14 protein-coding genes are annotated in these 11902 nt (G+C 70.9%); 5 read left to right on the top strand and 9 right to left on the bottom strand.

The genetic code is table 11. The features are described 5' to 3' along the window. Nucleotides 1-92: 92 nt before the first annotated feature. From ACFY1U_RS04865 to ACFY1U_RS04855, 3 genes are read left to right on the top strand one after another with little or no spacing between them, the layout of a single operon-like run. On the top strand, nt 93-323 hold the full coding sequence (locus tag ACFY1U_RS04865; RefSeq protein WP_390692694.1) for a hypothetical protein: 231 nt from the start codon (nt 93-95) through the stop codon (nt 321-323). Between the two features lie 57 nt (nt 324-380). After that, nucleotides 381-1538 (top strand): hypothetical protein, encoded by a 1158-nt coding sequence (locus ACFY1U_RS04860; RefSeq protein WP_390692693.1) that lies wholly within the window; start codon nt 381-383, stop codon nt 1536-1538. A 37-nt stretch (nt 1539-1575) separates the two neighbouring features. Then, nucleotides 1576-2016 (top strand): hypothetical protein, encoded by a 441-nt coding sequence (locus ACFY1U_RS04855; protein WP_390692692.1) that lies wholly within the window; start codon nt 1576-1578, stop codon nt 2014-2016. A 108-nt stretch (nt 2017-2124) separates the two neighbouring features. On the opposite strand, the gene ACFY1U_RS04850 is transcribed toward ACFY1U_RS04855, so the two are convergent. Continuing rightward, on the bottom strand, nt 2125-3561 hold the full coding sequence (locus tag ACFY1U_RS04850) for a hypothetical protein (RefSeq protein ID WP_390692691.1): 1437 nt from the start codon (nt 3559-3561) through the stop codon (nt 2125-2127). Nucleotides 3562-3839: 278 nt separating this feature from the next. Between ACFY1U_RS04850 and ACFY1U_RS04845 the strand changes: the two genes are divergently transcribed. Beyond that, nucleotides 3840-5666: an endonuclease/exonuclease/phosphatase family protein gene (locus tag ACFY1U_RS04845; protein ID WP_390692690.1), complete on the top strand. Its 1827-nt coding sequence runs from the start codon at nt 3840-3842 to the stop codon at nt 5664-5666. A 14-nt stretch (nt 5667-5680) separates the two neighbouring features. Here the strand turns inward: ACFY1U_RS04845 and ACFY1U_RS04840 are convergent, their stop codons facing one another. From ACFY1U_RS04840 to ACFY1U_RS04815, 6 genes are all read right to left on the bottom strand, one after another. Next, complete coding sequence (locus ACFY1U_RS04840) at nt 5681-6415, bottom strand: SRPBCC domain-containing protein (RefSeq protein ID WP_390692689.1); 735 nt, start codon at nt 6413-6415, stop codon at nt 5681-5683. A gap of 14 nt (nt 6416-6429) precedes the next feature. Further along, nucleotides 6430-7026 (bottom strand): ArsR/SmtB family transcription factor, encoded by a 597-nt coding sequence (locus ACFY1U_RS04835; protein WP_390692688.1) that lies wholly within the window; start codon nt 7024-7026, stop codon nt 6430-6432. 89 nt (nt 7027-7115) lie between these two features. Then, entirely contained in the window at nt 7116-7640 is a 525-nt protein-coding gene (locus ACFY1U_RS04830; protein WP_390692687.1) for a DUF3618 domain-containing protein, read from the bottom strand. Next, nucleotides 7637-8056 carry a phage holin family protein gene (locus ACFY1U_RS04825; RefSeq protein WP_390692686.1) on the bottom strand — a complete coding sequence of 140 codons (420 nt, stop codon included), beginning with the start codon at nt 8054-8056 and terminating at the stop codon, nt 7637-7639. The genes ACFY1U_RS04830 and ACFY1U_RS04825 overlap by 4 nt, the downstream gene beginning before the upstream one ends. 72 nt (nt 8057-8128) lie before the next feature. Continuing rightward, nucleotides 8129-8821 (bottom strand): hypothetical protein, encoded by a 693-nt coding sequence (locus tag ACFY1U_RS04820; RefSeq protein ID WP_390692685.1) that lies wholly within the window; start codon nt 8819-8821, stop codon nt 8129-8131. Continuing rightward, the gene (locus ACFY1U_RS04815; RefSeq protein WP_390692684.1) at nt 8818-8952 is read right to left on the bottom strand and encodes a hypothetical protein; all 135 of its coding nucleotides are present in this window, start codon (nt 8950-8952) and stop codon (nt 8818-8820) included. Before ACFY1U_RS04815 ends, ACFY1U_RS04820 begins: the two co-directional genes overlap by 4 nt. Before the next feature lie 176 nt (nt 8953-9128). Between ACFY1U_RS04815 and dapA the strand changes: the two genes are divergently transcribed. Next, nucleotides 9129-10019, top strand: coding sequence for a 4-hydroxy-tetrahydrodipicolinate synthase (dapA, locus tag ACFY1U_RS04810; RefSeq protein ID WP_390692683.1), 891 nt, complete (start codon nt 9129-9131; stop codon nt 10017-10019). Nucleotides 10020-10022: 3 nt separating this feature from the next. Here dapA and ACFY1U_RS04805 read toward each other — a convergent pair whose 3' ends face one another. Together ACFY1U_RS04805 and ACFY1U_RS04800 are read right to left on the bottom strand one after the other, a co-directional pair. Further along, nucleotides 10023-11243 carry a WD40 repeat domain-containing protein gene (locus ACFY1U_RS04805; protein ID WP_390692682.1) on the bottom strand — a complete coding sequence of 407 codons (1221 nt, stop codon included), beginning with the start codon at nt 11241-11243 and terminating at the stop codon, nt 10023-10025. Further along, nucleotides 11240-11809, bottom strand: coding sequence for a SigE family RNA polymerase sigma factor (locus tag ACFY1U_RS04800; RefSeq protein WP_390692681.1), 570 nt, complete (start codon nt 11807-11809; stop codon nt 11240-11242). Before ACFY1U_RS04800 ends, ACFY1U_RS04805 begins: the two co-directional genes overlap by 4 nt. Nucleotides 11810-11902 lie beyond the last annotated feature (93 nt).

The raw sequence follows: 11902 nt of genomic DNA, 5'->3' as shown, positions 1-11902 counted from the left end.
GATCCGATGATTTAAGGCAGGACACCTTGACCGCCGGTGTGCACGGCAATAGACACCCAGATGCCTGGAGAACCCGGGGGAGGCGAGCCGAAGTGGACGCACGTCGTGCGCGCAGCCTCCATGAGGGCCGGCTGATGGGCCTGCCCAACGTGACGGGGGTCGGAACCGGGAAGGACGAGGCCACGGGCCGGGACGTCATCATCGTCTTCGTGACCCGCAAGGTGCCCCGGGACCGGCTCAGGGACGAGGAAGTGGTTCCGGAGGAACTCGAGGGCGTACCCGTGCGCGTACTCGCGATCGGCGAGGTCTCCGCGCAGGAGTAGCGCCGCGCTGTCGGGCCCCGGAACCGCGACGACACCGGGGAAGTAGGTGGTCTGGCCGTGACGAGCCAGCCCGAACTGATGCGAGGACCCACCGGCGGACAGCTCAGCGACAGTTCACGGCAGCAGGCGCTGTCGGACTTCCTGCGCCGGGAGCAGCCGCTGGCGAACGTGGTCGGCTTCGGCCACGGCGTGAAGTGGAGCGGCGGTGAACCCACCGGCAGGGAGGCCGTGTTGGTGTTCGTGACGCAGAAGGTTCCGGAGTCGATGCTGCCGGAGCGGGACGTGGTGCCGTACCGGATGGACGACGGGACGCCCACGGACGTGGTGGCGGTCGGCCATGTGGCCGCCCAGCGGCAGACGGCCTCGCGCCGTGAGGAGCGGCGCGGGACGGCGTACGGGCCGGACGGCAGCGTCGAGGAGCAACTGGCGCGGCTGACCCAGCCGTTGCTCGAGGAGCTGAGCGGCGCCCCGGCCGCGTTCGAGCCGCAGATCCTCAAGCGCCGTATGCGGCCGTGCCCTTCGGGCTTCTCGGTGGGCAACGTCCGGGTGACCGCGGGCACGCTGGGCAGCGTGGTGTACGACTTCCTGCCGGGCGCGACGGTCGACCCGCCGGGCCCCGGCCTCGGCACGCCCGCGAAGTTCTACGTGCTGTCCAACAACCATGTGCTGGCGGACTCCAACCGGGCGCAGCTGGGCAGTCCGATCGTGCAGCCGGGTGTGTTCGACGGCGGCAGCGACCCGGCGGACCGGATCGCGACGCTGGACCGCTTCATCACGATCCAGTTCGCTCCGCAGATCCCGCTGGAGCGGCAGAACAACGTGGTGGACTGTGCGCTCGGCGCGGTGGAGTTCCAGGACGCCACCCGTGAGCAGTACTTCAGCGGCGCGCCGCGCGCCTGGCGGCGCAAGGCCAATGTCGCGGTCGGCGACCTGGTGAAGAAGACCGGCCGGACGACCAACATCAGCTTCGGCCGGATCATGGCGGTCGACGCGACGATCGACGTCAACTACGGCACGGCGGGCACGGCCCGCTTCAAGGACCAGATCCTCACGACGAACATCTCGGCGGGCGGCGACTCGGGCTCCCTGGTCACCTCGCTGGACAACGTCGCGGTGGGCCTGCTGTTCGCGGGCTCGTCTACCGTCACGATCGCCAACCACGTCGAGAACGTCCGCGCGCTGCTGCGCATCGAGATCGCCGAGCAGCTGGCCTGACGGTCGACCGATTTCCGTACGAGGGGAGGCTCATCCCATGACCACGCAGGCACGCAGGCAGAGGACCCCGGCGTCGGTGGAGCACCGCTTCCACAACGCTCAGGGCGCCGAGGTCAAGACGCGCGACGAGGCGTTCGCTGCGCAACAGGAGGTGTCGCCGGAGGCGGTGGCCGCCACCGCGAGGCTGGAGCTGCACAACGGGGCGACGGTGACCTGGGAGCTGGAGGTGCGGTACAACCCGAACACCCACCCGTACGTCGTTCTCGGCGGCCAGATCACGGGCACCATCGCCAGTCCGCCCTGGGACATCACGGGCGGCTACATCGGCGACACGATCCGACTGGACGCCAAGCAGCACAACGGCACCACGACGGTCACCATCGTGGGCGAGTACCAGAACCCGCCGGCGTACCGGGGGACGTACGGCTTCAACGGAGCGACGTCGTCGTTCAAGCACACGACGGTCTATCACTGTTAAGCAATGCGGTTCGCCGCGCCCCCAAAGGGGCGCGGGGAACTGCGCGACCAGCCACGACGGACCCGCAGACGATCGATGCTTCGCGGCACACCCAGCGGGGCGCGCCGCTCACCCCCCGTGCTGCGACCGCGCCTTGAACGCCGCCTTCCGGGCCTCCTTGGCGATCCGCTTGTCCGGATGCAACCGCCCCATCGCCTCCAGCACGTCCGCCGTGGCAGGGTGGTCCACCCGCCAAGCCGCCGCGAAGAAGCCGCCGTGCTGGGCGGCCAACCCTTGCACCAGCGCCCGCAACTCCTCGGAGTTGCCCTCCGCAGCCAGCTGCGCGGCAATCGTGTCGATGGTCAGCCAGAAGATCATCGTCTCGGACGGGGCCGGCACGTCCGAGGCGCCGTGCTCGGTCAGCCAGACCCGGGCGAGGCCGCCCAGCTCCGGGTCGTCGAGGACCTCGCGCAGTGCGGGTTCGGCCTCGGTGCCGACGAGGGACAGCGCCTGCTGGCAGCGCAGCCGGCGCAGCGGTGCGCCGGCGTCCGCGCCACGCGCCGCGGCCAGCAACTCCCGTGCGGCGGCGAGGGGTTCTCGCCGGGCCAGCCACTGTTCGGTCTCGGCCTGCGCCGCGGCCTGGGGGAAGGTGGCCGTGCCGTCGAGCAGCGCGTCGGCCCCCTTGTCCACGAGGTCGCCGACCGCGGGCGCCGTGACCCCGGCCTCCAGCAGCCGGGCCCGCAGCCCGTACAGGCCGAGCGGGGTCAGCCGCACCATGCCGTAGCGGGAGACGTCGGTGTCGTCGGCGCGGGCGGCGGGTTCCTCCTCGGTGTCCGCCATCAGGGCTTCGTCGACCGGCTGGTATTCGACGAGTCCCACCGGCTCCAGCAGCCGGAACTGGTCGTCGAGCCGCATCATCGCGTCGGAGACCTGCTCCAGGACGTCGTTGGTGGGCTCCCCCATGTCGCTGGGCACGATCATCGACGCGGCGAGGGCGGGCAGCGGCACGGGCCCGTCGCCGGGGCCGTCCTCGCTGACGGTGAGCAGATAGAGGTTGCCGAGGACGCCGTCGAGGAACTCGGCCTCCGCCTCCGGGTCCCACTCAAGCCGGGAGAAGTCGATCTCGCCGCTCTCGTCGAGGGCGCCTTCCAGGTCGTCCAGGTCGGGGACGCTCGCGTCGGCGAGCACCGTCTCCAGGGCCTCCTGCCACACGGCCAGCACCTCGTGCGGCGAGCCCTGGGTGAGCAGTGCCAGGTCCTGCCCGGCGGTGACGGTGCCCTCGTCCTCGTCCTCGGAGTCGACGATCTCGACCAGCCCGGTGTCCACGGCGACCCGCCAGGCCTCGCTCGCGAAGGCCGCCGCGTCGTCCCCGCTCAGCCCGAGCAGTTCGGCGGCGGCCGGCAGCTGTTCCTCGACGAGCCCGCCCCCGGCGTCGATCCGGGTGTCCGGTCCGGCCCAGCGGGCGAGCCGGGCGGCCCGGGAGAGCAGCGGTGTGGCCAACGCGTCCCGCGCCAGCTCCGCTTCGGGATGCAGCCGCACCGGCGGCAGGGGGGAGCTGTCTGACATCGGCTGGTTCTCCTCGGGCGTGTCGTACCACTCAAACGCTCAGCCTAGACGGATTTCCACCCATGCCGCCCGGTTCATCTCCCGGACCCTGTCCGTACATGGCCGAAACCTTGACAACTGGCGTGCGCACACAGGAGATTGACGCGCGTAGAAACGAAGCGGACACATGTTCACTGTATTTTCTACGCGCGTCGCCACCGCCCCACAGGTCGCGGCCTCGGACCGTCCCACGCACCACCCTCGTCCCGGCACCCACGCATGTCCCCGGAGGGATCCCGTTGCCGAGCAAGTCTTCCGCGCGTCTCGCCGCGCTCACCGTCGCCGCCGTCTGTTCCGCGGCGTCCGCCGTAGCCCTGACCTCGCCGGCGCACGCCGACTCCGTGCGCATCCATGACATCCAGGGCACTACGCGCATTTCTCCGTACGCCGGCCAGAAGGTCACCGACGTGGCCGGAATTGTCACCGGCGTGCGCACCTACGGCTCTTCCAGAGGCTTCTGGATCCAGGATCCGAATCCGGACGACAACCCGGCCACCAGTGAGGGCATATTCGTCTTCACCAGCTCCACCCCGAAGGCCGCCGTCGGTGACTCCGTCACGGTCACCGGCACGGTCTCCGAGTACGTCCCGGGCGGCGCCTCGTCCGGCAACCAGTCGGTCACCGAGATCACCAAGCCGACCGTCACCACCGTCTCCACGGGCAACGCTGTCCCGGCCCCGACGGTGATCGACGCGAAGTCGGTGCCCGCGCTCTACACCCCGGCGGGCGACCCCGCCGCGAACGGCTCGATCAACGGTCTGACGCTGGAGCCGTCGACGTACGCCCTGGACTACTACGAGTCCCTGGAGGGCATGAACGTCCAGGTCGCCGACGCCCGCGTGGTCACGGCCACCGATCCGTACTCCGAGCTGTGGGTCACGGTGAAGCCGCACGAGCACCGGACCCCCAGCGGCGGCACGCTCTACGGCTCCTACGAGTCGCAGAACACCGGCCGGCTGCAGATCCAGTCGCTGGGTGCGACGGCCGACTTCCCGAAGGCGAACGTCGGCGACTCGCTGACCGGCACCACGACAGGCCCGCTGGACTTCAACCAGTTCGGCGGCTACACCCTGGTCGCGAATCAGCTGGGCACGCTGAAGAGCGGCGGTCTGCAGCGGGAGACGACGCAGAAGCAGTCGCGCGGCGAGCTGGCGGTCGCGACGTACAACGTCGAGAACCTCGACCCGTCCGACAAGACCTTCGACGCGCACGCCGCCGCGATCGTGAACAACCTGCAGTCGCCCGACATCGTGTCCCTGGAGGAGATCCAGGACAACAACGGCGCGACGGACGACGGCACGGTCGACGCGAGCCAGACGGTGAACAAGCTGATCGACGCGATCGTCGCGGCGGGCGGCCCGAAGTACGACTGGCGCTCGATCAACCCGGTCAACGACCAGGACGGCGGCGAGCCCGGCGGCAACATCCGCCAGGTGCTCCTGTTCAACCCGGAGCGGGTGTCCTTCGTGGACCGCGCGGGCGGCGACTCCACCACCGCGGTCGGCGTCACCAAGGTGCACGGCAAGGCGCAGCTGACGGCCTCCCCCGGCCGCATCGACCCGGCGAACGAGGCCTGGAAGTCCAGCCGCAAGCCGCTGGCCGCCGAGTTCGTCTTCCGCGGCCGCACGGTCTTCGTGATCGCCAACCACCTGAACTCCAAGGGCGGCGACCAGGGGCTGACCTCGCAGTACCAGCCCCCGACGCGCAGCTCGGAGACCCAGCGCCACGCCCAGGCGACACTGGTCAACGCGTTCGTCAAGAGCATCCTGGACGTCCAGAAGAACGCGGACGTGATCGCGCTCGGCGACATGAACGACTTCGAGTTCTCCGACACCGCGAAGATCCTCGAGGGTGACGGCGAGCTCTGGTCGGCGATCAAGTCGCTGCCGAAGAACGAGCGTTACACCTACGACTACCAGGGCAACCAGCAGGTCCTGGACCAGATCCTGATCAGCCCGTCGATCCGGAAGTCCTGCAAGTTCGAGTACGACAGCGTGCACGTCAACTCGGAGTTCAACGACCAGATCAGCGACCACGACCCGCAGGTGCTGCGCTTCCGCCCGTAACGGGCGGGTCCTGCTCAGGACTGGCCGAACACGCCGTTCAGCCAGTCCTGCCAGGCGGCCTCGCACTCCTTGATGTCGGCGCCCGGTGTGAAGTCGTGCAGGGAGATGCCGACCCGGTGACCCCAGTGGTTGCGCCCGAAGAAACGGGTGAGGCCCCGGTCCGTGCGCAGCCCGATGAAGTACGGGTTGCGGAAGTCGACCACGGCGTCGAACTCGTCGGGCCCATGGACCGTCACCCGGGTGCCGGCGGCCACGTCCTCGCCGACACCGAGCGCCCGCCCGACGACGGCGAGGGCGTCGGCGGCCTGCGAGGCCTCGGGCCCGTCGAAGGTGGCGAACGCGGCCGGCCGAGGCGCGAAGTGGACCAGGTACTCGCGCAGGGTGTGCAGATAGAAGTCGGTGTGCTTGGCGGCGCCGTCGTACTGGTTGTCCCAGTCGTCGACGAAGATGCCGCTGTGCACGTACCGCACCCAGGCCCGGCGGCCCTCGTCACGCGGTTCGACCGTGTAGTCGAGCTGGTTGAGGGTCTGCTGGGAGATTCCCTCGACGTCCGCCACGCGGTTCGTGTAGCGGTGCGGCGGATCCCAGGCCGTGACCTCGGACCCGAAGGGTCCCTTGCCGCCGACCCGGGGCTCGGGCGGCTCCATCGGCCACAGATACCCGCCGGTGCCGGTGGTGATCGCCGCCCACACCTCCTCCGGAGTGGCGTCGACCTCGAACTCTCTGACGATCTCGAATTCCTTGGACATGGTGGGGCTCCTGCCTAGTCCTGCTCGGTTGCCTTGAGGGTGGGATGGACGGCCACGACGATCCGGTGGTCACGCCCGCCCTCGGCCTCGGGCGCGTCGTACTTGCGGATCAGCGCGGTGACGCCGGCCGTCAACTCCTGGACGAACGCGGCCCGTTCGGCGGCCGAGGCGAAGCGCACCTCGCCGTCGAGCGCATACGTGGCCAGCCGTTTGCGGGCCTTCGCGGCGCCGGTGATCAGCGAGCCGACGTCCCGCACGAGCCGGGCGCCGAGCGCCAGCAGCCACCGCGCGGACAGCTGGTCCCGGAAACGGTCCGGGTCCGGCTGTACGGCGGCGAGCGCGAGCGGCGAGATGACGTACGAGGCCGCAGTGGCCTGCATCAGCCGCTCGGTGACATTGCCCTTGCGGCGCTCCCCGGCCAGCTCGACCAGGCCGTGCCGCTCCAGCGCCTTGAGGTGGTAGTTCACCTTCTGGCGCGGCAGACCGACCCGGCCGGCCAGCATCGCCGCCGACGCGGGTCCGGCCGCCAGCTCGGCGAGCAGCCTGGCCCTGACGGGGTCCAGGGAGACGGCTGCGGCCTCGGGGTCCTCGATGACGGTGACGTCCAGCATGCGTCCACCGTCCCACCGAAAACTTTTTTTGTCCAGAAGACTGAGATTTTCGGTGGGAGGGCGTCAGGGCCAGAGGCAGGAGCGATCTGCTACCGCTTGGGGTACCGCCAGCCCACCACCACGACAAAGGCCAGCGCCGCACCGATGACCAGCGCGGGCCCCGGATGCCGTACCGCAGCCCTGACGACGGGGCCGGCCGGCCAGGGGACGTCGTGCTCCGCCTTGTGCTGCAGCGTGTGTCCCGTCCGGGAGGCCCTGTCCTGGGCGGCGTGGCCTGCCGTCAGGGCTCGGTCGTGCACCTGGTGACCGGCCCTCGTCGCCCTGTCCTGGACCTGGTGGCCCGCCTGCGTGGCCCTGTCGTGCACCTGATGGCCCGCCTGCGTGGCCCGGTCCTGGACCGCATGGCCGGCGTGCGCGGCCGTGCTGCGCAGTTGCACGGTCATGGCGCTCGCCTTGTCCTTGAGGTCGGCCGCGCGGGCCCTTGCGCGTCCCTTCACATCCATCTTCTTGGCCAACTCCTCCACTGTTTCGCCGAGTTGGTTGCGTGTCTGCTCGATCTGCCGCCTCAGCTCATCGGGTCCCTTGGCGCCGGTCGGCCCCGTCCTGTCCGTCATCGGTGCGCCCTTTCCCTGATCTCCTCGACATCGGCCCGGACGCTCACGAGGGTCTCCTCGGGCGTCGGCGGTGCGGCGCGGCGCAGCTGGGCGCGGCCGGTCACGGCCAGCACGCCCGCGATCACGAACAGCACGGCGGTCACGATGAGCGCCGCGGCCCAGACCGACAGCACCAGCGAGAGGGCGGCGACGCCCGTGCCGGCCAGAGCCAGCAGACCGGCGTAGGCGAACGCGGCCGCGGCGCCGAGCAGTCCGCCACCGCGCCCGGCGCGCCTGCCCTTCGCGGACAACTCCTCCTTGGCGAGGGCCACTTCCTGTCGTACGAGCCGGGATAGCTGTTCGGTGGCCTGTCCGACGAGCTCGCCCACCGAGCGGTGCCCGTCGCGCACCGGCTGGGGGTGCATGGTCCCGGTCACGGGGTCGCCTCCTCTCGCGTTTCTCTCGGCTTCCTCCGTTCGGAACACTCCGGGTACCCCTGCCGACCTCCGCTACCCCTGCCGGCCACCGCCCGGCCCGCGCTCGCCGAGCCGGCCGAGCTGGGTCTGGAACCAGTCGAGGCGGGCCTGCAACAGGGCTGCCTCGGCGACGAGTTCGGGCACCCCGAGCCCCTCGGGCACCGCGAGATCCGCCGCCGGCAGCGCGGCGCCGCTGCCCGCCACCACCCGCAGCCCCTCCCCGGCCAGTCGCGCGAAGGAGGCGAGCGAGACGGACGTACGGCCGCGGACGCAGCCCCCGCAGGAGGGGGCCAGCGCGCGCCAGCCGGGCCGGCCCCAGCCCGCGTCGGCCAGGGCGGCTGCGACCGCGCCGCACACACAGGGGCCGACCGTGGCGGTCCGTACCCGCTGGCGGGCGTAGCGGAAGCCGCGCTCGAAGCGGATGTAGCGGCCGAGGACCAGGACCTCCAGCAGGACGGCGGCCCGGTGCTCGGCCGTGCACAGCAGCGCCTCGGCCGCCGTGCGCTCGTGCACGCAGTGGAAGCCGCAGTCGCAGCGGCGGTGCGGTGCCCGGTGGCGCAGCCCGTAGACACAGGACGCGTCGGCCAGGACTCCGTACGGCAGCGCGCCGCCCAGCGACACACCGGTGAACCCGGCCCGGGTGCCGTCCTGGGACAGCACCGGGTGGGCGATCTTGTATCCGGTCGGCGGCTCCGTCGGGCGTTCCTCCGGAAGCCGCAGTCTCATCGGGCCGCCGGAACCTCTTCGCGCGCGGACGCCTCGACGTCCTGGATCTCCTCGGGCAGTTCGAGCTCTTCCTCATGGGTCTGCGGCTGTTCCTCCGCGACTCCGGTGGCCAGTGCCTTGCCGAGCTTCATGACGCCTCCATGGGCCGGTGCCGATGACCGTCACGACCATGCTGACCCATGGCGGGCGAAATGGACATAGGGCCTGGCCGGACCTGGGTCTGGCCGTCCGCACCACAGCAACGCTTATCGATATCTCGTAGAAGAATTAAGTGGAGCTTCACTGTCGGTCTGCCGAGACTGGGAGCATGACGACTACCGCCCCGTTCGGCCGTGCCCTCTGCGCGATGATCACCCCCTTCACCGAGGAGGGCGCGCTCGATCTCGGCGGGGCGCAGCGGCTCGCCGACCACCTGGTCTCCCGGGGGTGCGACGGTCTCGTGCTCTCCGGTACGACGGGCGAGTCGCCGACCACCACGGACGCCGAGAAGGCGGCACTGGTCGAGGCGGTACGGGAGGCGGTGGGCGGCCGCGCTTCGGTCGTGGCGGGTGTCGGCACCTTCGACACCCGGCACACCGTGGAACTCGCCCGGGAGGCCGAAAAGGCGGGCGCGGACGGTGTGCTGGTGGTCAGCCCGTACTACAGCAGGCCCCCGCAGGACGCGCTGGAGGAGCACTTCCGGACGGTCGCGGACGCGTCCGGGCTGCCGGTCGTGCTGTACGACATCCCGGGCCGCACCGGCACCCGTATCGAGTCCGACACGATGATCCGGCTCGCCGAGCACCCCCGGATCGTGGCGGTCAAGGACTGCTCCTACGACTTCCTCGCCGCCCAAAAGGTGCTCTCCCGCACCGAGTTGGCGTACTACGCGGGCTGCGACGAGCACAACCTCGCCCTGTACGCGGTGGGCGGCGCCGGATACATCAGCACCGTGGCGAACGTCGTACCGTCCGAACTCCGTGCCGTGCTGGACGCGTTCGAGGCGGGCGACACCCCCGTGTCCGCCCGCCTCCAGCAACGCGCCACGCCGCTCATCGAGTTGATGATGTCGGCCGGTCTGCCCGGCACCGTCACCACGAAGGCGCTCCTCAACGAGCTCGGCCTGCCGGCGGGAACCGTCCGCGCCCCGCTGCGGCCCGCCGGCCGCGAGACGGTCGACGGGCTGCTGGCGGCCTACCAGGAGCTCACGGCCGGGTGACCGTCAGGGCTGGGCGAAGATCGGCTCCCAGCGCCCGGCATCCGCGTCGCCACCCGTGCGGAAGCCGCTGAGCGGCACCTCCTTGTTGCTGCCGATGGTGACCAGCACCAACCGGTTGTGGAACTCGTTCTTGACGTCCTTGCCGATGTCCCAGGCGATGAGCCGGTCGTTGCCGACCCAGGCGAGCAGCTGCTGCCCGCGCACCTTGGTCTTCTTGCCGGTGTAGGCGTCGACGACCCAGGAGGCGGTCTTCCATCCCTCGCCGGCGAAGTCCCCGGCGACCAGCTTCCCGTTCGGCGACTTCCCGGCGTCGACGAACCACTCCAGGTACTTGTAGCCCGCCGGTACGGCGACCTTCCTGCCCGTGAGGTCCCAGAACTCCTTGCCGATGTCGCCGTTCGGGTTCCCGGCCCAGACGTACCGGCCGTCGTCGGTGAGGGCGAAGTCCTGGCGGGAGTTGACCACGTCGAGAAAACCGCGGCCGCCGCCCGCGTCGACCCGGCTCCAGCGCGCCTTGCCGGACGCCACGTCGATGACGTAGAAGCCAGTGCGGTGCGAACCCGTCTCCACGCTCACTTCGCCGCCCCCCTTCACCTTCTTGGGGATGGGCTTGAGGTCGGGGTTCTCGCTGTAGGTCGTCGCGACGAGCTGCCGGCCGTCGCGGGAGAAGGCGAGCCCGCCGACCCCGTGGTCGACCTGGATCCACCGCTTCACCTCGCCGGAGGCCAGGTCGAGCAGACCGATCCGCGAGGCGGGCAGATCCTGCTCCAGGACGGCGGCGGTCCTCAGGCCCGGCGCGACGGCGACCCAGGACCACTTCGGGGACTTCTCGTACTTGCCGGTCCTCGGGTTCAGCAGGTAGTAGGTCCGCCGGCCGACGGCGGTGGTCGCGGTCCTCTTGACCGTCTGCGAACTGTAGTAGGCGGCCAGCGCCGTTCCCCCGGCCGCGATCAGATCGCGCGGCGGCGACTGGTTCGGGTGGGCCTTGGTCTTCCTCTGTTCCACGACGTCCGACGGACGTACGTCCTTCTTGCCGGAGTCGAGCAGCGGCACCGCGATCCCTGCGGCGACCACGGCCGCCGTGGTGAGGGCGGCGACCGCGACCCTGCGGGTACGGCGGCGCCTGCGGACGGCCAGGACACGGTCGGCGAACCCCGCTGCCGCCGGGTGCTGTCCGGCGGCCTGCTCGCGCAGGGCGTCGCGCACGAGTTCGTCGACGTTCACGGACGCACCTCCACGGGTGAGTAGTCGCGGGACGGCTGCTGTTCGGCGTCCGCCGGGCCGAGGGCGGCGAGCTCCGGCGCCAGGGCGCGCAGGCGGGCGAGGGAGCGGTGGGTGGTGGACCGGACGGTGCCGACGGAGCAGCCCAGCAGGCGGGCCACGTCGGCCTCCGGCAGGTCCTCGAAGTAGCGCAGCACCAGCACGGTGCGCTGGCGGGCGGTGAGCCGGGCGAGCGCCGCCCGCATCACGACGCGCAGCTCGGCCGCGGCGGCCGAGTCACCGGAATGCCCCAACTGCCCGCCCCCTTCGGGCGGTTCGGCGACGCTGACCTCCCGTCTGCGCCACTTCAGCCGCCAGCGGCTGACCTGCTGGCGGTACAGGATCCGGCGTACGTACGCCTCGGGCTCGTCGATCCGCTGCCACCTGCCCGCCGCCTTGACGAGCGCGTTCTGCAGCAGGTCCTCGCCGGCGTGCTGATCTCCCCCGCAGAGCAGCACGGCCGTCTTCAGCAGAGCCGACGACCTGCTGTCCACGAACTCGCGGAAGCTGTCCAGCCCTTCGGCATTCATCGTCACCTTCTCTTCCCCGGCGGCTGCCTCTGTGCCCGCCCCTGTGCCCCTTGTGACGCGTCCCGCCGCCCGCGGCTATGCCTGCCGGACGAA

Source organism: Streptomyces sp. NPDC001351 (assembly GCF_042896045.1).
Lineage (GTDB): Bacteria > Actinomycetota > Actinomycetes > Streptomycetales > Streptomycetaceae > Streptomyces.
This window is presented reverse-complemented; position numbering and strand designations above follow the sequence as displayed.